Genomic DNA, 20,456 nt, shown 5'->3' on the forward strand with positions numbered 1-20,456 from the left:
CGTCTCAGGAGCGGTACGCCTCACGGGTTCGCAGGCAGCCGCAACCCCGCGCATTTCCCGCGCCGCACCTGATCCTCGGCGAACGCGGCAACGTACTCGCGCAACAGCCCGCGCCGCTCACCGCGCTCGGCCGCCGTGGGAGGGCCGGGCTGCTCGCCCGCCTCCCGGTAGGGGTAGCCGTCGCCCCAGTGCGCGGCGAATCCGACGTTCTCGCCGTCGCACTCGGCGACGGCCCACGCCCTGTCCTCGGTCAGCGCGGGCTTGCGGGCGGAGCCGCCGCCCATCAGCAGCCGATCGGTGCCGTACCCCGACCCGCGCGGGCTCGTACCTCCGTCACCACGCCAACTGGTCAGTTCGACAAGCGACGTACCGGCTCCCGGCCTGTCGTCGCTGCGGTACGCGTCATCGTCGGCCGCCTTCGGCGCGTACAGGGTGCAACGTCCGACGATCCCGCCATCGGCGACGGCGATGCGCACATCCCCGTCGCGCCCCTGCGCGGGGACACGGGTGGTGGCGAGAGCGTCGCAGGCGGTGCCCCTGGCCTCCGCGCGGGGTACGTACGTGCCCGTGTCCGGCACCGCCCCGTCCGCCGGCGCGGGCAGCGGCTCGCCACCGCAGCCGAGCTTCTCGGTCACCTCGTTCGTCATCCGCACCGCGAGCCGCAGCATGGCGGCCTTCTCCTCGCGACTCCCGGCGAAATACGTCCAGGTCCCCACCAGCAGCCTGCGGTGTTCCCCGGAGGCGCCCTGGCCGCCGCGCGGGCATTCGGGCATGAGGTAGACGAGGCTGTTCTCGTCCTCGAAGCCGGGCAGCCCGCCGGGCAGCACGGCGTGCGGCGGGCGGGAGCTGCCGATGTACGCCAACTTCTCCTCCCGGTCCGCCCCGTCCCGATAGGCGTCAACGGCGACCACGACCTTGCCCTTGTCGCTCTTCAGGACGCAGTGGTACTGGCCGAGATACGGATCGAAGGACTCCCGCTCCGACCCGAGCCGCACGTCCGTCCGCACGGTCTCCAGATCACCGCCGGGCAACGCGCCCCCGCACGCCTCACGCGCCAGCCACCAGTCCTTCACGGGCGCCCGGACCGAGAACCCGACGACGGCCAGCACGACGAGCGCACAGACCGAACCCCACAGCCCCCCACGATGCTGCCGCACCCAGCTCTCCACCCGTTCCCCCATTCCCCGTTCCCCGTACGCCGCCACGTTCGCGGCGCTCCACCGCACCAGTGTGCGCAGCCGATCGGACCACTCACCGCCGGGGGCCGAAATCGGCCGGGCAGCAAATGCCGCGTCATCGTTCCGTGATCGACTCAACTGTTCCGAGGTCGAGGCGCATGACGGTGCGGAGCTCGGCCACCGCGGCATCGAAAATCGATCAGCGAGCAAGGTAGAGCCGACCCCGATCACCGCACCAAGTGCCGTGCTGACTGGCGATATCCACTCCATGCCGGAAGAGGGTAGAACCTCGCTCATGGAATGACAGCCTGACGCCATGCGAGGGAATCCAAGGCGAATGGGTCAACGACGGCCGACTCACCCAGGAGGGCCAGTTCGCGAACCGTACCGCCGTACCGCCGCAGCTCCGCAGCTCAGGGGAGTCCGCTCAGGCAGGATGGGCCCATGCCGAATCGATCTGTCCTGGTCTACGACGGTGACTGTGCCTTCTGTACGACCTCGGTGAACTACCTCATGCGGCGGCTGCGCCCGAACTGCACCGTTACCCCGTGGCAGTTCGCGAACCTGGAGGCTCTCGGTGTCACCCAGCAGCGAGCCGAACACGAGCTGCTGTACATCTCGCCGTCCGGCACGGTGTACGGCGGCGCGCAGGCCGTCGCCAAGCTCTTGTTGAGCGCCGGCGGTTTCTGGGCCTGGCCGGGCGGTCTGCTCACCCTGCCCCCGGTGCGCTGGATCGCCCACGGTGTCTACCGGCTCATCGCCACCAACCGCGACCGCCTGCCCGGCGGCTCGCCGGCCTGCGCGCTGCCGGCGGACCGAAGGCCCGGCGCACGGCCTGCGGGCTGAGGACAACCGCGTACGGGGGATGCACGGCGATGAGGGTCGAACTCGCGCTCCGAGCTCGGGAATCACCGGGGCTTGCGGTGGCCGAATGCGTTGCGAGCCGGTGATACGCAGCCGTGGACGCGCCCCGGCGCGGATGGGGAGCGAGCCCGTCGGCGATGCGGTGACATTCATCAGGATTGCATGTCACGAGCCGTTTCGATCGGGAGGCATCGAGGTGCAACTGCCCGAAGTGGCCTGGTGGGTCAGAGAGGGATGATCCGGACCTGGTCGCCGCGGAGTTTGGTCAGGTCGTCGCTGTCGGACATCAGCAGCGCGACCGGTTTGGGCTGACGAAGGCTATTTCTGCCACGGTGGTTCGCGGCCGCCGCCATGTCGCTGAAACGGAAAGCCCACTCGATTTTGATTCGGTGTGAACATAGAGCACGGTGAATGTGCACTTTCGATTGACTTAACCCCGCGACTGGCTTCGTTGCCGAAACGACGTCCAAGCAGGATGGTGTCTCATGGGTATCGCCGTTTTTCTCTACGAGTGCTGTATTTATCCGGTGATGCGCGAGGAGTATTTCTCGCAGGGGTGACCGGTGTCATGGTGGGTGCCAAGTCATGTGCAATGAGAAGTGGTTGACCCTTTTCGTGGTAGAGTATTAATGAATTCACAGGACGCCGCGATAAAAGGGGATTGGCGTGAATACCGAGAAGGTTACGGCTCGACGTCTTACGGCCGAAGAGGTTTCAGGCTTGGGCCTCCAGGACGCCATCTTCGTCTCGGCAGGGATGGATGGCCTTCCTCTCGACTGCTATGCCCCGGCTTTCCTTACGGAGCCGGGCAAGAATTTTGAGGGAGGGTCCTTCGCCGCGAGGACGGTCTTCGGTGAGGAGATTCACGTCCTGCCGGACAATGCTGAAGAGGGCGGGATCTGGATCGCCGACAAGGCGGGGGAGGAAGTCGAGGTTCTCCAGAGTGCCGGCGTCCTCCTGAACCTCGCCCTCTTCGTGCCCAGCGGGAACATGGAATCCCTGGAGGCGCTCTACTCCGCCGCGCGGGACGCGTTCGGTGCGGGGGTCGTCCAGCGCTGGAGCGAAGAAGTCGTCGCGGTGCCGGACGTCAAGGTCGACCTGTACGAGGAGCCGGCCCGGGGGCGGAAGAACACGAACAACCAGAACCGCGACCGCCGCGCCCTGGACATCTACCCGACCCGAGTGCGGTTCCTGGAGCCCAGCGAGGGCTGGAAGTTCATTGTCGAACCGCACAAGGAGATCGTCGACGAGACACCGACGATCTGACCTGACCTGATGGCAGGTTAGCCTTGATCCTTCGCGGGAGCCCGTCAGCTTGCTGACGGGCTCTTCTTCGTTTGCCGACACTGCTTCGCGGCGCCTTCCCGAGGCCGTGGCGCCCCTCATCCGTGCCGGGACCCCTGCGTTTGTCGCCGGTCCCCTGCGGGTTCGTCCGCGATCGGTAACAGGGGATCTTGTGGGGGCGTTCGTATGTCTTCATAGGGGCACGGCATCGGCGGAGACGGCAAAGGGGTGGGCGGACATGGCGAAGCACAAGGGAAGGGGATGGCACGGTCGGCTTCTCGCGGCGGCGCTCGGGGTGACGGCGGTGGCCGCTGCCACCTCGGTGTGGTCCGCGCAGGCCGACACTTCCGGAGGACGGCAGCTGGAAGCGGGTGTCTCGGCGCCGGATTCCCGGCACCAGGGCGGGCCCGTGGCCAAGGTGGCGGCGGACATCGCGCACGCCTCGGACCGCGGTGACCGGGGCGTCAACATCACCATCGACGACGGACCGGACCCTGTCTGGACGCCGCAGGTGCTGCGACTGCTGAAGGACAGCGATGTGAAGGCCACGTTCTGCATGGTGGGCACGCAGGCCCAGGCGCACCCGGACCTGGTCAAGGATGTCGTGGCGGCCGGGCACCGGCTGTGCAACCACACGGTTTCGCACGACACCGCCATGGACACCAAGTCCGAGGCGTACCAGTCCCAGCAGATCCTGGATGCCGAACGCATGATCACCAAGGCGTCCGGAGGCGTCCGGCCGCAGTACTACCGGGCCCCGGGCGGCGCTTTCACCCCGTTCAGCCGACAGCTCGCCGCGTCCCGCGGGATGCGGCCGCTGGGCTGGAACGTCGACTCCAAGGACTTCGAGCGTCCCGGCGTGGACACCATGGTCGCCACCGTCAAGAGAGAGATCTCCAACGGGCCGACCGTCCTCTTCCACGACGCGGGAGGAGACCGCTCCCAGACCTTGGCCGCTCTGCGCGAGGTCCTGCCGTGGCTGAGGGAGCAGGGATACTCCTACGGCTTCCCCGTGCGCTGAGCGAGGACCGCCCGCACCGACATCAAGACCCGGACCTCCGCTACCGGCAGACAGACATGTCCGAAGGACACGGACGGGAAGGTGTGCCCGGACAGTGTGGAGGCCGTCGCTCGCCCGGGATCGAATCGTCCCTGATTTGACTCTTGTGTCGTTTCTGTCAGCGTTGTCAGTGCCGTATCCCGTCCACCCTGTGCGTTCTCCGGCGAAGGCAACACCCGACCATCAGGGACCGTTCGGCTTCGCCTGCGGTACCGGCGACGAGGTCGTGAACGACGCGAACCCGAGCAGTCGGCACGAATCTGCGATGTCCGCTCCAGGGTGACATCGCCGACGGGGCGCTCCGGCGCCGCAAGGAGAAGATCCTGCACTGACCTCGGCCCGGCACTGGCGATTCCACGGTGCTCCGTGAACTGTTCCGGTGTCGTCCGGCAGCCATCGCCACCGCCCCGGGCGCCGGCGAGACCACCTCACGGAGCCGCAGCCATGACCGACAACCACCTCGATGGACGCGACGTGCGGCACCGCACCCCGCAGGAGCGGGCCGCGGTGGGCAAGGCGGTGCGGGCCGACGTGCCCCGCTCCAGCCACGCCGAGTTCGCACCCGGATCAGGGCGGCCGGACCCATTGAAGATCATCGAGAAGCAGTCGGCGTCCCGGCTGCCCGACCTCGTGCCGGTCCGCTACGGCAGGATGTCCGAGTCGCCGTTCCGGTTCTACCGGGGTGCGGCGGCCATCATGGCGTCCGATCTCGCGGACACTCCGACGACGGGGCTGCGCACACAACTGTGCGGTGACGCACACATGTTGAACTTCCGGCTGCTGGCCTCACCCGAGCGCCGCCTGATGTTCGACATCAACGACTTCGACGAGACGTTGCCGGGCCCCTGGGAGTGGGACGTCAAGCGGCTGGCCGCCAGCCTTGTCATCGCGGGCCGGGCGAACGGCTTCAGCGCCAAGGAGCGGGCCGCGATCGTACGGGCCACTGTGCGGTCGTACCGCGAGGGCATGCGGTCCTTCGCCGGACTCGGCAACCTGGCCGTCTGGTACGCCCAGTTCGACGTCGACCGGGTGCAGGACCGCTTCGTGGCCGACCTGTCCGCGCGAGGCCGCGAGCGCTGGGCGCGGGCCGTGTCCGAGGCACATTCGCGCGACACCCTCCAGGTCTTCGGCAAACTCACCCATGTCGTGGACGGTCGGCGACGAATCACCTCCGACCCTCCGCTCGTCACCCGTCTCGAAGATGTGCTGCCGGACGACCGGCGTGGTGCTGTGGAACAGGAGATCCGCACACTGATCGAGCGGTACGGCGAGACTCTGCAGTCTGACCGGCGGTTCCTGCTGGAGCAGTACCGGGTGGCCGACATGGCCCGCAAGGTCGTCGGCGTCGGCAGCGTGGGCACCCGTTGCTGGATCGTGCTCCTGCTCGGCAAGGACGAAGGGGATCCGCTGTTCCTCCAGGCCAAGGAGGCCGACGAGTCGGTGCTCGCGCCCCACGTGGGGGACAGCGCGCATCGAACGCAGGGTGAGCGGGTGGTCGCCGGACAGCGGCTGATGCAGGCCACCAGCGACATCTTCCTGGGATGGGAGCGCGTCGAGGGCATCGACGGCCGACGCAGAGATTTCTACGTACGGCAGTTGCGGGACTGGAAGTGGGTTGCCGCGGCGGAGGACATGGTGCCCCGAGGTATGCGTACCTTCGGCGCACTGTGCGGCGCGACGCTGGCACGTGCCCACGCGAGATCCGGCGATCGCATCGCCATCGCCGCCTATCTGGGCGGTGGAGACGCCTTCGACCGCGCGCTGGTGACCTTCGCCGAGCGCTACGCCGACCAGAACGAGCGCGACCATCAGAGACTCGTCGACGCCGTCCACACCGGACGGCTGTCCGCCACAGCGGCCTGAGGACCTCCGGGCCTTTCGGGGCGGCGTGCCCCTTCTCCCCCCCCTCCATGGCTTGAGCTACGCCGCTGACCGCCCGAAGCCATCAGGCACAGGCACAGGCACAGGCACAGGCATAAGCAGAGACAGGTGCTGACGCGGCTATGCGCGCGGGCTGATCGCGCTGTCCTTGTCGTAGATGTTGTCCGGTGTGGCGACCGTGGTGATCGCTCGGGCGAGGACGGTGGACGGCTCCTGACCCTGGTACTGGATGTCTGTGTTGATCATGATGACCAGGGTGGCCTTCTTCGAGGGCAGATAGACCGTCACCGTCTCGTACCCGGGGATCGAGCCGTTGTGCCCGGTCCATCCGTTGGTCTTGAAGATCCCGAGGCCGTAGCTGGTACCCGGGAACCCGGTGGGCAGCGTCTTGAGCCGCTGCCGCTGGGTTTCGGGGCTGAGGAGCTTTCCGGTGGCGACGATCGGGGCCCAGCGGCGCAGGTCGTGCAGGTTCGAGATCATCGCTCCGGCAGCCCAGGCCCAGCTGGGGTTCCAGTACGTGGTGTCCGCGGTCTCGCCACTCAGCGTCTGGTCGGTGTAGCCGTGCGGGTGCGGCGCGGGGAACTCGGACCCCGTCGGGAACAGCGTGTGGTGCAGGTGGGCCGGGTCGAGCACTCGCTCGTGGATGAAGTCGGCGAGCCGGTGACCGCTGACCTTCTCGATCACCAGGCCGAGCAGGACGAGGTTGGAGTTGCAGTACTGGAACTGCGTCCCAGGCGCGAAGGTGTTCCGGTGCCTGAAGCCGTACGCGAGCGTTTCGCGGGGGGTGAAGGTGCGCTCCGGGTCGCTCAGCAGGGCGTGCGTGAAGTCGGGGTCCGAGGTGTACGGGAACAGGCCGCTGCGCATCTCGGCGAGCTGGCGCAGCGTGATCCGGTGACCGTCGGGCACGCCGTGGACGTAATCGGAGATGGGGTCGTCCAGCTTGATCCGGCCGTCGTCCACGAGCTCCAGCAGCGCGGTGACGGTGAACGTCTTGGTCTCGCTGCCGATCCGCACGGAGGAGCCGGCGGACATCGGCCTGCCGGTGGCGGTGTCGGCCACGCCGATCGCGCGGACGTAGCTTCCCTCACCCGGCATCCACAGTCCGACGACGACGCCGGGGATGCCCGCTTGCTCGCGGACCTCCTCGATGGTCCTGTCCAGCCGGGCGGTGAGCTCGGGATCAAGACCGTCCGGCGTGGGGCCGGGCTTGCCGTGCCGGGCCGTCCCCGTGGCCGGGACGGCCGTGGCGGGAATCGCGGCCATCGGTGCCAGTACGGAGGCCGCGAGCAGCACTGCGGCGACCAGACGGCGGGAGGAGGGAGTACGTCGCATGTGGGGCGCCTCTTCCAGAAGGGGGCGGATGGCCCGCCTCTTTTTGAGAGCACGGACGGCAGAACATCACCATCCGGACCCATGGCTCAGGCCCCCTTGATGTCCGCGCGCCAAGGAGTCCACTCATTCGGAGCCACCCGGGCCACCTCCGCGCCCCGTCCGGTGGCGAGGGTCGTCTAGGGGACGTACTGCCGGATCACCACCACTCCTGGCCGCCGCTCCGAAACCACAACGCCGTGGACCTGCCCCTTAGGCTGCTGCCGTTGGCCAGCAAAGTTGGGGGAGCAGGCCGATGAATGATGTGACGGATGTCGAACTGTCCCTGCTGCCCGAACCGTTGCGTCCGATGTTCGCCCGTTGCCTGGCCGCCGACCCGGCTGAGCGGGCCACTCCGGAAGAGGTCGTGGAGCGGGTGACGAGAATCGAACTCGCGCTCCGAGGCCGGAGAGGGCTCAGCGGCCAACGGTCTCGCTCGCGAACCACGTAGTTGGTCCCCATGCCCTGCGCAGCTCACTGCGGGCTGTCTGTGCCCAGTTCCAGGTAGCGGTTGTAGGCATCGTGGCTGTCCGAGACGAACTTCCAGCTCGTCATCGCGTCCCTCAGCTCGGCCGCGGACAGCCAGTCATGCCAGGCCGCTTCGGTCGCCTGCGGAGCCATCTTCCGCTGGTCCACGGTGGCTTCGTACACCGCGAACCAGTACGGGCTCAGCTCGCCCCGACAGAGGAATCTGAACAGGGGGCGAACGGATGCCCGGACCCCCATCTCCTCGCGGAGCTCACGTCGGCAGCCTCCGCGTACGACTCCCCCGCCTCCATGGCGCCGGCCACCGGCCAGCTGTACTCGCCCGGAAAGCGCGAGCTGCTCCCGGGCCGCCGGTGCATGACGTAGCGACCCGCCTCGTCCCGGCACAGCACCATGGACATGCGGTACAGCCGTCCGACCGCTACAGCCTCGCTTCGGTCCACGACGCCGAAAGATGGCTCGTTGACGGCGGATCAGCGCAGTCCGGCGAAAAGATCGTTCTCGGGTACGTCCGAGCCGGTGGTGTCCTTGACACGGGTGAAGGTCTCCATGCCCATCAACTCGCCGAACCTCTCCTTGCCCATCTTGAGGAAGAAGATGTTCTCGCCCTGACTGGCGTGCGCGGCCAGCGCATCGAACTTCTGACCGCTGAATGCGGTGGTGTCCACCCACGTGCTGATCTGGTCGTCGGGGAGGCCGATCTCGGCCATCGCGGCGACCTCGGCAGGATCCGGCTCCGGCATGTCCTCCTGAAACTCGCGCATGGTCTCCCCGAACCGCTGCATCGTCGAGTGGGGCATCGTCGTCCAGTACACCTTCGGTGTCAGCGCGGTCATCTCCAGCGCCGCCATCGTGATGCGGTGGGCCTGGATGTGGTCGGGGTGGCCGTAGAAGCCGTTCTCGTCGTAGGTGACGACCACATCGGGTCGGTAGTGCCGCATGAGTTCCGCGAGCCGGGCGGCGCCTTCCTCCACGGGGGTCTGCCAGAAGGATCCGGGGGCGTCGTTGCTCGGCCAGCCGGTCATCCCGGAGTCGGCATAGTCCAGCATCTCCAGATCGCTGACCTTCAGGACGTCACAGCTCGCCTTGAGTTCTTGACGGCGCATCGAGGCGACGGCCGCCGGATCGTGCCCGGGATCGCCCGGCTTGACACCCCCCGGTCCGTCACCGCAGCCGCCGTCGGTACAGGTCACGAGCACCGTGCGGATGCCTTCCGCCGCGTACCGGGCGAGGACCCCTCCGGTACTGGTGGCCTCGTCGTCGGGGTGGGCGTGTACTGCCATGAGCGTCAAGGGCCGGTCAGTCATGAAACAGTCCTTCTGTAGAAATACGTCTTGGTCCGAGTACGCGGCGGGGCCGCCGCGATCCTGGGGCCCGGATCCTGGCGGGGCGGGCGACCGTGCGGTCTCCGTGTTCTCCGCCCGTGCGGCGCCGGCCCTCCGGTCGATGCAACCGTGTCGACCGGACCGGCTGTTCCCGGCACTGCCGCCCGGCCTTCCGGGCGCCGTCCGGCACCAGCCGTGAGATCCCGACACGAAGGGCGAAACCCTACAGCGGTTCCGGGCCCGGTTCGCCGGAGGCGGAGAGGAAAGGTCGCGGGTGCAGCTGATCTGCCGGCACTCCGCCGGCGAGCACCAGCACGGGCGCCGAGGCCAACGACGTGGTCGTCCACTGCCGACGCATGTCAGCGGACCCGGGATCCGGCATCGGCCCGGTCAGTGCCGCCCACCGGCCCGTGCCCCCGCTCCCGGCTCCTGAGGCGCCGCCCCGTGGCTGACCTGGTTCTGAGAGGCCTGGACAAAGAAGAAGCCCCTGGCCGCTGGCCTGGGGCCTTTGCGTGGAGCGGGTGACGAGAATCGAACTCGCGCCCTGAGCTTGAGAATCAGCGGTTCTCGGGCCACCGAAGGGGTTCTGGCCTGTGCTTTCCCGTGAGGCGGCTTAGACGACGATGGTCTGCTGAAGCCGCACCTGACCGCTGATGCCCGCTCCGCGGGGAACGGATGGGCCGGTGGGTCAGAGAGAGATGATGCGGACCTGGTTGCCGCAGAGCTTGGTCATGTCGTCACTGTCGGAGGTCAGCAGGGCGACCGGTTTCGGCTGACGCAGGGCGACCTCGGCCACCGTGGCGTCGATGGCGTACTTGTGCCCGTGCAGCCCAGCGCCTTTGAGGAGCTCCGCTGCTGCCTTGGCAGCTTGCTCGGTGACCGGTTCTACCTTGATCCGGGACAGAGCCCAGTTCAGGCGAGGCATGTTGGTGTGGGCGTGGCTGACTTCCACGATGGTGTTAGCCCCGATCACCAGGTCGGCCCCCATGTCGTGGAAGACCCGCAGCATCGCGAGGAACTTGCGGTCCTGCGCGACCCAGGCGGAGAGCCCTTCCGAGTCGAGGACGACTGTCTCGATGCGCTCGCTCACGCCGCGTCCGCGTCCTTGGAGGGGCCGACGGCACCAAAGATCTTCGCGCGGGCCTCGGCGAGCTCCTCGTCGCTGAAAGGTCCGTGCTCTGCCTCGTGGCGGCGAAGGTCTTCGCCCAGCAGCTGGTGCCGGATCTGGCGGGCCACGGCTTCCGCCACGTAGCCGGAGACGTTGTCCGTGAGCTTGCGGAGCTCCGCCACCTGGTCGCTGGGGAGCGTAACGGTGATGCGAGTCGTTGAGGACATACGGCAAGCATACTGGAGTATGCACGGGTCGGCCCGGGCTTCTACGCCGGATCTCGACAGCCGAGGTTGCATGATCCCGTGGGGCTTGTGGCGCTCAGGCTATCCGCAGCGGGGTGAGAACCCGCAGCGGTGCCGCTGGGGGGCAAGCGAAATGCCCCAGCCGCTGACCAGCGCCTTTGTCAAAGAGCGGGTGACGAGAATCGAACTTGCGCTCCGAGCTTGGGAATCACCCGATGCTCGGACGTCAATGTGCGACCTGACCTGCGGGAACAGGCTCATGCTTCCCGGATCCGAGTGTCGTATCGGCATCTGTGATGCCCGCTCTTTACCGCTCCGGCTGGCACGTAATGGCACGGCCGGTCACAGGTTCAGGTCCAGGCGTCATGGAGGTCCTCGGGGGTGAGAGTGAGGACGTCGGCGTGCGGCCGTTGCGGGTGACGGCGAGCAGGGGGGCATCGGCGCCTGGCAGCTGGGAGCGACGAGCACGGCCGGGATCGTCAACGCACATGACGACAGGTTGCCAGCCTGACGACACCCAGCCCGTGACCCACCGGATGAGGTTCTCCGCGTCGGCCAGGCATACCAGCGACCCCTCTGCGTTCAGCACCCCGTCGAAGACGTCGTCTCCCATGCAGGCATAGCGCGGTTCCAGATCGATACCCGAGTGAGCGCGGTCTGCCCGCGAGTCCGGACGACGATGCGTTCGCCGTCGCTACAGGTCGGCGCGTTGTCCCAGTCCAGCTCCGGAGGATCGGTGGATCCGATGAGGAGCACCGGATGATGGGTGTAGAAGTCCACAGCCCAGCCGGCATGACGCCCCTCCTGATCTGCTGAGATGCGCAGGGAGTATCGCCGCGCGAGGTGGAGGCCGCAGAATCTCGACGACTCAGGCCAGGCCTGCCCCCAGGGCGCGGCGCACGGCGTCGGCGCGGTCCTTGATGTCCGCCTTGGCGAAGAGGTTGTTGATGTGGGTCTTTACCGTGGCCTCGCTGATGAAGAGCTTCTCGGCGATGGCACGGTTCGGCAGGCCCTGGCCGATCAGGGTGAGAACCTCGCGCTCGCGCGGGGTGATGTCGCCGGGCAGCGGCTGTCCGGGGGCCGCGGGCTTGGTGCGGACCGTCTCCAGGAGGCGGTTCTGGACTTCGCGGTCGAGGACGGACTGCCCCGCGGCGGCGGCGCGGATGGCGCGGGTGATGTCCTGGCGCCCCGCGTTCTTGGTCAGGTAGCCGCTGGCGCCGGCGCTCAGCGCGGCCAGGATGGAGTCGTCGTCGGCGAACGTGGTCAGGATGACCACGGCGACCTCGGGGTGCTCCTCGGTGAGCCGCCGGGTCGCCTCGGTGCCGTCCATCACCGGCATCCGCAGGTCCATCAGGACCACGTCGACCGGGCCTGCGGCGACTGCTGCGAGTACTTCGGTGCCGTCGGCGGCCGAGGCGACGACGTCGATGTCCTCGGCCAGACCGAGGACCGCGGCCAGCGGCTCCCGTACGGCAGCCTGGTCGTCAGCGACGATCACACGCAGCCGCTGGGGGTTCTGCGTCGGTTCACTCATCCCGGTACCACTGCCTCCACTTGCCAGCCGCCTTCGTCCGGTCCTTCGGTGACCGGGCCCGCAGTAATCGTGCCACCCAGCAGGGCGGCCCGTTCCCGCATGCCGATCAGCCCCATTCCGCTGCCGACGCCCGCGCGCACCGCACGGGTCGCCGCGCTGTTACGGATCCTCAGTGTCGTCGATGCGGCATCGAACGTCAGCTCCACATGGACCTCGGCGCCGGGCGCGTGCCGGACGGCGTTGGTCAGCGACTCCTGCGCGATCCGCAGCAGGTTCTGCGTGACCTGGGACGGTACGTCGCGCGCGGTGCCGGTGAGGGTGAGGGCGTCGCGGTGGCCGGACGAGTCGAGCATCGCGGTCAGGCTGCCCACCAGCGGCAGGGAGTCCTCACGGAGCGCGTGCACGGTCCACTGGGCCTGCTTCAGGCTCTCCTTGACCATGCTGTGCGCCTTCTGGTTCGCCTCGCGGACCTTCTCCAGGTCACCGGTTTCGATCAGGGCGTCCGCCAGTTCCAGCTGCATGTTGATGCCCGCGAGGGAGTGGGCCAGGACGTCGTGCACGTCGCGGGCGATCCGTCCCCGCTCGGTGAGGACGGCGGCCTGGGCCTCGGCGCGGGCAGCCCGCTCGGCGGACTCCGCGGCCTCGATCACCGCCTGGACGGCGCGCCGGCGGCTGCGGTTGATGATGCCGAGGACGACCGGGGCGCTGGTGGCCAGACCGACCGCCCAGGGCAGCAGGTGGTGGCCGGGGCCGACGCGGAAGTACAGGACTCCGCCGCACAGCAGGCCGCAGAACGCCGCGAGGGCCAAGGCCGGCTTGGGCTGGAGCCGGTATCCGGCGTGGCCGACGATGAAGAACGCGAAGAGGTAGCTCGATCCGCTGCGGCTGACGGCGATCAGGGCTGCCGCGGCGACGATGCCGAGGGTCAGCCAGACCAGGGCGACGCGGGGCGGGATCCTGTGCTCGGGCAGGTGCCGGGCGAGGAGGGCGAGGGAGTTGACGACGATGAGCGCGGCGACCACGAGGCCCCGGCCGCTGAGACCGATCGGCCGCACCGTGATGAACGCGGAACCGATGACGCAGAGAGTCAGGACCCAGCCCACGCGAGGATCCTGACCTGTGAAGGCCAGGGGGCCGGACGCTCGGTACGGGGCCGAGCCCGTACCGAGCGTAGGGGTGCTCTGCTTTTCTGGGACGCTCTGTGCTTCGGGCACGGCGTGACCATAGTCCACGGTCAGGCCGTGCGGTCGAGAGAGGGCGCCGGGTGCGTCGCTGCGGTCGGCTGCGCCTGCCTGCCGTTCACCATCCGGCTCCGGATGAAGATCGTCGCGAGTCGCGTGACGACCTCGGTGAGTGCCATCAGGACGAAGGCCGCGACCCATGCCTGGTCGGTGGTGATGTGGTGGGTGATGCTGAACCGCGCGACGTTGTCGGCGCCGCCGTGCGAGACCCAGAACTGGAAGCCCATGCGGGCGCCCATGCCGAGCACCCAAAGGATCGCGGACACCGCGCCGGCCTTGATCAGCAGGTGACCGCCCGCGACCCGGATGCGGGTGCAGACGCCGCCCGCGATGCCGAGCGCCGCGCCGACGGCCATGAGCGCGCCGATCAGCACCAGGTCGTTGCCCGCGGTGGGCACGCTGTCGAGGTACGTGTGGGCCACGAAGGCCACGATCCCCAGCGGGATCAGGAAGGTCTTGAGGTCGAGACGGCCTTCCCGCAGTTGCCGGAAGACGATCAGGACGAGGGCGATGTCGGTGATCCACTCGGTCGTTGTCATGCCCTCAAGAGTGCTGGCGTAGGGCCTCGCGCACCTGGACCCATGGGTGGAACGACAGGTGGAGATCGTCGTCCCGCACTCATCCACCCCACCTGCCCGCGCCTCTGCGCCGTACCGCTTGGCGAGGTCCGAGGCGAGCTCGGAGAGGCAAGTGCACAGGTTCATCACGGCGGCCGCGCGCTCGGGGGCGGCAGGGGTGACATGGGTCGGCACGACATGCGCCCTGAGGCGGGGCGGTGGCTGAGGCGGCTCCGGCGCCGCGACGAGTGCCGCCGGGCGAGGCCGGCGCCGTAGGGAAGGCCGCTCCGGGCGCCCTCGCCCGACTCCTTCGGGTGAGCGCGCCTTCTCCGCGCGGGAAGCTCCCCCCGCATTTGTCACTTTCATGTCATACGCTGCCCGATAGCAGCCACGCACCCCGCGTCACCGCGCTCCGCGGACACATCCGGGTGCTGCGCGGTGCTGTCAACTCCCGGCCATCCACCGGGGTTTCTCGTGGGGGTAAACTACTGTGCGTACGCGCAGCATCTCGACCGCGACAGCGCTAGCGGTCCTCTTCAGCTCGGTGGTACTGAGTGTCGCCGCGGCCGGTCCCGCGTCGGCGGTCACCTCGACCATCGGCTCGCCCGCGGGCATCGTCGTCGACGGCGTCGGACAACGGGTCTTCGTCGGCGACGACACGAACGACAGGATCATCGCCGCCGACTACAGCGGCAAGCTTCTCGACTCGGTGAGCGGCATCGACGGGATCTTCGACCTGGCTCTTTCCGACGACAACACCACCCTGTACGCGGCGGCGCGGGGAAGCCACGAGATCGTGGCCCTCGACGCGGCCACCCTCGACATCAAGGCCCGGTACCCCGTGGCCACCAGCATCGGCCCGCTGTACGTCGAATTCACCGGGGGCAAGGCCTGGTTCAGCTACGAAGGCCAGTTGGACGGCCACGGCAACCTGGGCTCGGTCGACCCGGCGGTGGACCCGGCCGAAGGGACGGATCCGGTGAGGCTCGGACAGCTCTCCCGGGATTCCGGAGTCGAGGGCGTGCCGTTCCTCGACTCCGACCCGTCCGCACCCGGACTGCTGGCCGTCGGCGGGACCGACTTCTTCGACATGACCAAGGACCTGATGGCCGTCGTCGACGTCTCCGGCGCCACGCCCCAGGTGACCGCCTGGCACAACGGCGACTACTCGTTGAACTACGTCACCGACATCGACCTCGTGCCCGGTTCCCCACAGGTGTTGGTCGACGGCACGGACCGGCACGCCTATGCAGACGGGAAGTTCACCGCCGTTGGCGCCTACCCGGCCGGGCAGCGCGCGGACATCGCTCCGAACGGACTGGTTGCCCAGATCAGCGACGAGAACGTGTCGGTCTACCGGCCCGGCGCGACCAAGCCGATCCGCACATACGCCGCCGACGCCTCCGTCCTCGCCTGGGCCCCGGACGCCTCCCGGATCTTCGCGCTCGTGAACTCGCCCGGCGGCTACACCCTCAAGGCGCTCACCGACCCAACGCTCAACGTCCCGATTCTGACGGTGAACGCACCGTCGACCGCCACGCGCGGCAATAAGCTCACCGCGACCGGGAAGCTGTCGGCGACAGTGCCGCTGCCGAGTGGCGCCAAATTGCAGCTCACCCGCACCGACCTTGAGAGCCCGAAGGGCAAGTCGCTGCCCGCTGTCACGCTGAAGGCAGACGGCTCGTTCGCGTTCACGGACACCCCGCTGGCCGGCGGCACGGTCACGTACGAGGTCACCTATGCGGGCGACGCCGCGCACATGGCGGTCAGCGCGTCCGACAAGGTCACGGTTCCCCACACGAAGCCGACGCTGACCCTGAACAAGAACGGCAACGTCTACAACTACGGCACCGATGTCTCCTTTACCGCGCACCTCGGCTCGACGTACAAGAGCCGCACGGTCGAGATCTGGGCGAACCCTTTCGGCGGCGACAAGCCCAACAAGCTGCTGAAGACCGGGACGGTCAACTCCAGCGGCAACATCTCCGCGACGGTGGGCATGACGCGGGACACGGAAGTCACCGCGGTCTTCAAGGGGGACACCCGCATCGCGCCCAGTACGGTGAAGTCCACGGCATACGCCCGGGTCAGTGTTTCCACCGCCGTCTCCAAGCACTACAAGACGGCCAAGATCGGCTCGACGTCGTACTACTGGTTCCACAGGAGTACCGATCCGCTGCTCACGACGACCATGTCCTACTACAAGGGGCGTAAGCAACGTTTCGACCTCCAGGTCCACTCGGGCGGAAAGTGGTATTCCACCGACTCGGAGTACTTCGCGCTCCGCACGAACGGAAAGTCGGCCGTACGCCTGGGGGCGCCGGGGAAGTCCGGGATCAAGGCGCGGATGCGGTCGGTGTACGTCAACGGGTCGTCCGGCGACACCGTGAACTCCACGACGTATGGCTCCTGGAAATACCTGTACTTCTCCAAATAGCCGCTCCGTCCGGGTGGCCTCACGGATCCGATGTCCTGGGAAGGGCTCTACCGCTCGCGGTGGGGCTCTTCGAGGTTCGCTGCACGGCGACGGGAGCGGACCCGGCCGCCAAGAGGCTTCACCATGTCATCGACACCCGAGGTGGGCATGGCAACCGGCGACGCTGCCGCATCCCGACACGATGCAGCCCACGGGGAAAGTTCTTGATGGCTTCTTCATAGGGTCCTTCGTAGGAGCGGTCCTACATTCCTTCCCGTCCGTCTAAAACAGGGACCGGACGGGAAGGCAGGGGTGAGGAATCCATGAGAATGAGTTCGCGTCGGCGGTTCGAGGGCCAGCTGGTGCCGCCCGGGGCGGCGTCGTGGACATAGCTAAGTGTGTGGCCGTTGTAGTCGGTCTCGGCGCTGGTGCGGTCGTTGGCGTCACAGGTGTAGTCCCAGGTCAGGACCTGGGACCGATGACGGATACGAGCTGGGGGCACGCGGAGGGCTCGCCGCCTCGCAAGAGGTCTGGACAACAAGAAAGGCCCCGGTGATTGACCAGGGCCTTCATCGAAGAGCGGGTGACGAGAATCGAACTCGCGCTCTGAGCTTGGGAATCACCGGTTCTTGGGCTACCGAAGGTGCTCTGACCTGTGCTTTTCCAATGGACGGGATGGTTGGCTACGGTCCCTGGGAGCCGTACCTGACCGCTGTTGTCCGCTCTGCTGGGCACGGATGGGGCATGGCCACTGAGGTCTGAACGGCCCGATGCGCATCCTGCCGAGCGTCCAGCCTCCATGCGGCCATCAGTCTTCGTGCGGAGCTTCCAGCCCCTGGAGTCGTTCGCCGATGTCGTCGCCCCATGCCTGTGCCCACTGCCGCAGCCCGGTGATTGCTTGCTCGTCGAGCCCGTAGGCGGCGAATTCTGTGTCGTCGATCCACTCGGCTCCGCCCAGTCGGGCTTGTAGCTCGCTCAGGTCGAAGGAGTCGCGCGCATGGCGCCGTCCGAGCTCTTCGAGTCCGACATGGCTCCAGCGGTTCGCAGCGGCCCGCACGTCGATCAGGTCCCTGGCGAGTCCGCGGTCGGCCAGTGCGCGGACCTTGGTCCCAACGACATCTTCGAGGGACAGCACCAAGCCGTGTTCGGTGTGTACGGGTGGTCGCCAGAGTGCTTCCTTGAGGATGTCGACCTCGCACTCTTCGCGGCTGGCAGGGTCGGTGACGATCAGGCGTGCGGACAGCGGGTCTGTCTCCAGGGCTTCTACGTGCCATCCGCGCCGCTCCAGTCCGGTGCGCACGACGGTCGCGATGTCCTCCATGGGATCTGGGTTCTCGGTCGCGACATCGAGGTCCTGGCTGAGCCGGTCGACAAGGCCGTGTGCCTGGACCGCGTAGCCGCCGGTGAGCGCGAGAGGGTAAGCGCCGCCCACGGCAAGCACGTCTGCAAGCAAGCGGTGGTGCAGGCCCGTGAGGTTCACGCAGCGGTCCGGGCGCTGTCGGCCAGCTCGCCGAAGGCGCTCTCCCAGACCTCGCGGACATCAGGGCTGACCAGTGTGCGCAGTGTGGGCCACAGGCCGACGAGAAGGTCCTGGTCGAGGTACTGGACCAAGTCGTCGTGCCGGCCCTCGGCCAGCACGATCCGGTAGTAGCTCATCCGTAGCCGGGGCCGGTCGAGGTCGAACGTGGTCAACCCGGACCAGGCAAGGTGGAGCGGCAGGTGTACCGGGCCGTGCTTGGGACCGGCAAGCTCGGAGAGCGCTGCGGGCAGGCGCCGGACGAACTTGGCACGACGGAGGTCGGAAAGACGAGGCTGTGATGCCATGCATCGATTATCCAGGAAGAGCCGACGATGAGCCGCTCGGGCCGCAGACGTCACTCCTGCGAGCAGGACACCGGCCCGCTGCCCCGGCGGCGGCGCCGATGACGCCGCCGCCCGCGATGCCTATCTCGGAGATCGGCGGTGGAACTCGGCCCCAGCACCAGCGTGATGCCCACCCCCAGATCGCCCACGACGATCGAGAGCGTCTGGCCACCGGACTGGCTGTGGAGGAGGCGACGATACCGGCCACCGCACCGACCAGACCCGGCACCTCTGAAATGCTCTCTATCGAGTTCTGCCGGCTGTTCGCTGCGCGCGGTGGGGCTGAGTCCCACGATTTTCCGGAGGGGGAGAGCGTGTCGAAAACCGACCTTGTGGCGCTCGTCTTCGCTGCTTGGACAATGTCGATATGGGCCCTGACCATGACGGCAACGTCGCAGCGCCGAGGTAAAAGAACACTCTTGGAGCGGCTCTGCTGGACTCGCGCGCGGGTGCACGCACGACGTCGTCGCGCTCACTTGGTGCGCCAGATCCGCGACAGCTCCCTGGCGACACGTCCAGACTATCCAACGCTGGACTACTTGCAGCGCGAAGACGTCCTCTATCAGGTGTCGAGGAGGGCACTCGGCATAAAGGTGATCGTCCCCGTCTTGACATCCTTCTCAACGGGGCTAGCCCTTGCAGCAACCATCGAACGCACAGCCTGGCACGTCGGGCGCGACGCCCTCGCTGTCGGGGCCCTCGTAACGCCCATTCTGATCACTGCCGTGATTGCTTCACTTGTCTCGAACCAAGGCATGCAACGGTGGACAACCGAGGCTGTGACAGCCACGGTACGTAGGGCCTATGAGGCACTTCTCAAGCCTCTGGAAGTGAAGGGGAAGGTGCCTCCGACAGCATCGCCCTTCAACTCCCCGCATGTCGCGGCAGTCCAAGCGTTGGAGGACTTCGCCATTGCGCTGGAGAGATACGCCCTGCAACGTGCGCTTCCCGACGGCCGCAACCCCATGCCCCAGGTCGTGGCTCGATTCTCAGCAGCCGCCGCCCTCGTGCGCGAGCTTCGGGACGGGGTTGAACTTGATCGCATCGACGGTGCGAAGCGTGCTCTGCTCGGAGTCGAGAGAATTCTGAAAGTCCTCGCCAGTGGTCAGCTGCAAGATCTCGCGCCCGGTGACGCATCCGCCGACGAGCTGTTGCACAGCCACCGGGAGCGCAGAGCGTGGCGACAGCAGGTGTTGCGAGGATCTGCGTTCACCCTCTGTCTCGCCGGCATCGTCTTTGCCTTGGCCTCATCAGCTGTCGGCGTCGCCCTGGCTACGGCCGCCGCTGTGGCTGTAATGGCTACTTGGGACAAGATCCTTCGCCTCTCCACTGGCTCGGACGTGAATAGGCCAGCGAGCAGCTGACTGGCACTTTCAAACAGCCCTTGGCTCAAAGGGGAGCTCTATCAAACCTGAAAAGAGAGATGCTGCGGTGTGGGATGACCTTGTTGCCCGGTATGCGTGGGCTGATGCGGATGAGCTGGTGGTGTACACGTTCTCGGTGATTTCGGGGATGGCCGAGGACGAAGTGATCCGGGCCTTCGGCGGGGATCCCGCAGTCTCTCGGGCGATGACTTTCGACGAGGCTGCCGATGAACAGGCGAGTCACCTCTACGAGGACTACGCGCTCCTGCGGGTCGTCACGGTGGATAAGCACGTCATCGCCATCGAGTGGGGCTACCGCGGAAGCATCCCGGAGATCGCCAGGCGCGCCTCGGTGAACGGGGGTGAGTTCTTCAGCGTTCAGCAGACGGTCAACGGTCACTCCCAGGTCATCCATGCGTTCGATGGTCGAGTGGATGGCATGTTCGACCCCGCCGACCTGGAAGACGCACCTTGGGTGGACCCCGTGCCCGAGATTCCCTCGTGGGCGACCGGCGTCGCCTTTCACCTGGGTGCTTTGGGCGCTGAGTCCTTGGTGCTGATGGAGCACGTTATGGGTGTACCGGTCGATCCAGCTCTGATGGGGGCGCCGCTCCGTACCGTGGTCCTTGCCTCTCCCGACGCCCTCTTCGGTGACCTGGAGGCAGCCTGGCTCCCCTGACCG

19 protein-coding genes and 1 pseudogene are annotated in these 20,456 nt (G+C 67.5%); 8 read left to right on the forward strand and 12 right to left on the reverse strand.

Going from position 1 to position 20,456, the window contains the following annotated elements:
- Nucleotides 1–20: 20 nt before the first annotated feature.
- A complete protein-coding gene (locus OG413_RS11810) occupies nucleotides 21–1,157 on the reverse strand; it encodes a hypothetical protein (protein ID WP_266804901.1) in 1,137 nt (378 codons plus the stop codon).
- A gap of 465 nt (nucleotides 1,158–1,622) precedes the next feature.
- On the opposite strand from OG413_RS11810, the gene OG413_RS11815 reads away from it, so the two are divergent.
- Entirely contained in the window at nucleotides 1,623–2,024 is a 402-nt protein-coding gene (locus OG413_RS11815; protein WP_266804903.1) for a thiol-disulfide oxidoreductase DCC family protein, read from the forward strand.
- 242 nt (nucleotides 2,025–2,266) lie between these two features.
- Here the strand turns inward: OG413_RS11815 and OG413_RS11820 are convergent.
- A pseudogene (locus OG413_RS11820) lies at nucleotides 2,267–2,362 on the reverse strand (DNA-binding protein); the annotation flags it as partial.
- 346 nt (nucleotides 2,363–2,708) lie between these two features.
- Between OG413_RS11820 and OG413_RS11825 the strand changes: the two are divergent.
- From OG413_RS11825 to OG413_RS11835, 3 genes are all read left to right on the forward strand, one after another.
- Nucleotides 2,709–3,308, forward strand: a complete 600-nt coding sequence (locus OG413_RS11825) for a hypothetical protein (protein ID WP_266804905.1) — start codon at nucleotides 2,709–2,711, stop codon at nucleotides 3,306–3,308.
- Between the two features lie 256 nt (nucleotides 3,309–3,564).
- Nucleotides 3,565–4,347 carry a polysaccharide deacetylase family protein gene (locus OG413_RS11830; RefSeq protein WP_266804907.1) on the forward strand — a complete coding sequence of 261 codons (783 nt, stop codon included), beginning with the start codon at nucleotides 3,565–3,567 and terminating at the stop codon, nucleotides 4,345–4,347.
- Between the two features lie 483 nt (nucleotides 4,348–4,830).
- Nucleotides 4,831–6,249: a DUF2252 domain-containing protein gene (locus OG413_RS11835; protein ID WP_266804909.1), complete on the forward strand. Its 1,419-nt coding sequence runs from the start codon at nucleotides 4,831–4,833 to the stop codon at nucleotides 6,247–6,249.
- Between the two features lie 138 nt (nucleotides 6,250–6,387).
- Here OG413_RS11835 and OG413_RS11840 read toward each other — a convergent pair whose 3' ends face one another.
- On the reverse strand, nucleotides 6,388–7,599 hold the full coding sequence (locus OG413_RS11840; protein WP_266804911.1) for a serine hydrolase: 1,212 nt from the start codon (nucleotides 7,597–7,599) through the stop codon (nucleotides 6,388–6,390).
- Nucleotides 7,600–7,891: 292 nt separating this feature from the next.
- Between OG413_RS11840 and OG413_RS11845 the strand changes: the two genes are divergently transcribed.
- The gene (locus OG413_RS11845) at nucleotides 7,892–8,086 is read left to right on the forward strand and encodes a hypothetical protein (RefSeq protein ID WP_266810413.1); all 195 of its coding nucleotides are present in this window, start codon (nucleotides 7,892–7,894) and stop codon (nucleotides 8,084–8,086) included.
- Nucleotides 8,087–8,109: 23 nt separating this feature from the next.
- Here OG413_RS11845 and OG413_RS46910 read toward each other — a convergent pair whose 3' ends face one another.
- The 7 genes from OG413_RS46910 to OG413_RS11880 all read right to left on the reverse strand — a co-directional run bounded on the left by OG413_RS46910 (nucleotide 8,110) and on the right by OG413_RS11880 (nucleotide 14,113).
- Nucleotides 8,110–8,271: a hypothetical protein gene (locus tag OG413_RS46910; protein ID WP_323137846.1), complete on the reverse strand. Its 162-nt coding sequence runs from the start codon at nucleotides 8,269–8,271 to the stop codon at nucleotides 8,110–8,112.
- A 323-nt stretch (nucleotides 8,272–8,594) separates the two neighbouring features.
- Nucleotides 8,595–9,428: a PIG-L family deacetylase gene (locus OG413_RS11855; protein ID WP_266804913.1), complete on the reverse strand. Its 834-nt coding sequence runs from the start codon at nucleotides 9,426–9,428 to the stop codon at nucleotides 8,595–8,597.
- Between the two features lie 706 nt (nucleotides 9,429–10,134).
- Nucleotides 10,135–10,536, reverse strand: coding sequence for a PIN domain-containing protein (locus tag OG413_RS11860; protein ID WP_266804915.1), 402 nt, complete (start codon nucleotides 10,534–10,536; stop codon nucleotides 10,135–10,137).
- Nucleotides 10,533–10,781: a type II toxin-antitoxin system CcdA family antitoxin gene (locus OG413_RS11865; protein WP_266804917.1), complete on the reverse strand. Its 249-nt coding sequence runs from the start codon at nucleotides 10,779–10,781 to the stop codon at nucleotides 10,533–10,535. Before OG413_RS11865 ends, OG413_RS11860 begins: the two co-directional genes overlap by 4 nt.
- Before the next feature lie 886 nt (nucleotides 10,782–11,667).
- The gene (locus tag OG413_RS11870; protein ID WP_266804919.1) at nucleotides 11,668–12,333 is read right to left on the reverse strand and encodes a response regulator transcription factor; all 666 of its coding nucleotides are present in this window, start codon (nucleotides 12,331–12,333) and stop codon (nucleotides 11,668–11,670) included.
- Complete coding sequence (locus OG413_RS11875) at nucleotides 12,330–13,436, reverse strand: sensor histidine kinase (protein ID WP_266804921.1); 1,107 nt, start codon at nucleotides 13,434–13,436, stop codon at nucleotides 12,330–12,332. Before OG413_RS11875 ends, OG413_RS11870 begins: the two co-directional genes overlap by 4 nt.
- A gap of 131 nt (nucleotides 13,437–13,567) precedes the next feature.
- Entirely contained in the window at nucleotides 13,568–14,113 is a 546-nt protein-coding gene (locus tag OG413_RS11880; protein ID WP_266804923.1) for a hypothetical protein, read from the reverse strand.
- A 508-nt stretch (nucleotides 14,114–14,621) separates the two neighbouring features.
- On the opposite strand from OG413_RS11880, the gene OG413_RS11885 reads away from it, so the two are divergent.
- The gene (locus OG413_RS11885) at nucleotides 14,622–16,568 is read left to right on the forward strand and encodes a YncE family protein (protein WP_266804925.1); all 1,947 of its coding nucleotides are present in this window, start codon (nucleotides 14,622–14,624) and stop codon (nucleotides 16,566–16,568) included.
- A 787-nt stretch (nucleotides 16,569–17,355) separates the two neighbouring features.
- Here the strand turns inward: OG413_RS11885 and OG413_RS11890 are convergent.
- On the reverse strand, nucleotides 17,356–18,027 hold the full coding sequence (locus tag OG413_RS11890; RefSeq protein WP_266804927.1) for a nucleotidyl transferase AbiEii/AbiGii toxin family protein: 672 nt from the start codon (nucleotides 18,025–18,027) through the stop codon (nucleotides 17,356–17,358).
- Nucleotides 18,024–18,371 (reverse strand): transcriptional regulator, encoded by a 348-nt coding sequence (locus tag OG413_RS11895; protein ID WP_266804929.1) that lies wholly within the window; start codon nucleotides 18,369–18,371, stop codon nucleotides 18,024–18,026. The genes OG413_RS11890 and OG413_RS11895 overlap by 4 nt, the downstream gene beginning before the upstream one ends.
- Before the next feature lie 578 nt (nucleotides 18,372–18,949).
- Between OG413_RS11895 and OG413_RS11900 the strand changes: the two genes are divergently transcribed.
- Nucleotides 18,950–19,774 (forward strand): hypothetical protein, encoded by an 825-nt coding sequence (locus OG413_RS11900; protein WP_266804931.1) that lies wholly within the window; start codon nucleotides 18,950–18,952, stop codon nucleotides 19,772–19,774.
- A gap of 67 nt (nucleotides 19,775–19,841) precedes the next feature.
- Nucleotides 19,842–20,453 carry a DUF6461 domain-containing protein gene (locus OG413_RS11905; protein WP_266804933.1) on the forward strand — a complete coding sequence of 204 codons (612 nt, stop codon included), beginning with the start codon at nucleotides 19,842–19,844 and terminating at the stop codon, nucleotides 20,451–20,453.
- Nucleotides 20,454–20,456 lie beyond the last annotated feature (3 nt).

Origin of the sequence: Streptomyces sp. NBC_01433, from assembly GCF_026340105.1 — a bacterium.
Lineage (GTDB): Bacteria > Actinomycetota > Actinomycetes > Streptomycetales > Streptomycetaceae > Streptomyces.

Coding starts and splice junctions, on each gene's coding strand:
- OG413_RS11815 (WP_266804903.1), top strand. CDS start 1,623: ATGCCGAATCGATCTGTCCTGGTCTACGACGGTGACTGTGCCTTCTGT.
- OG413_RS11830 (WP_266804907.1), top strand. CDS start 3,565: ATGGCGAAGCACAAGGGAAGGGGATGGCACGGTCGGCTTCTCGCGGCG.
- OG413_RS11835 (WP_266804909.1), top strand. CDS start 4,831: ATGACCGACAACCACCTCGATGGACGCGACGTGCGGCACCGCACCCCG.
- OG413_RS11840 (WP_266804911.1), bottom strand. CDS start 7,599: ATGCGACGTACTCCCTCCTCCCGCCGTCTGGTCGCCGCAGTGCTGCTC.
- OG413_RS11845 (WP_266810413.1), top strand. CDS start 7,892: ATGAATGATGTGACGGATGTCGAACTGTCCCTGCTGCCCGAACCGTTG.
- OG413_RS11855 (WP_266804913.1), bottom strand. CDS start 9,428: ATGACTGACCGGCCCTTGACGCTCATGGCAGTACACGCCCACCCCGAC.
- OG413_RS11865 (WP_266804917.1), bottom strand. CDS start 10,781: ATGTCCTCAACGACTCGCATCACCGTTACGCTCCCCAGCGACCAGGTG.
- OG413_RS11870 (WP_266804919.1), bottom strand. CDS start 12,333: ATGAGTGAACCGACGCAGAACCCCCAGCGGCTGCGTGTGATCGTCGCT.
- OG413_RS11880 (WP_266804923.1), bottom strand. CDS start 14,113: ATGACAACGACCGAGTGGATCACCGACATCGCCCTCGTCCTGATCGTC.
- OG413_RS11895 (WP_266804929.1), bottom strand. CDS start 18,371: ATGGCATCACAGCCTCGTCTTTCCGACCTCCGTCGTGCCAAGTTCGTC.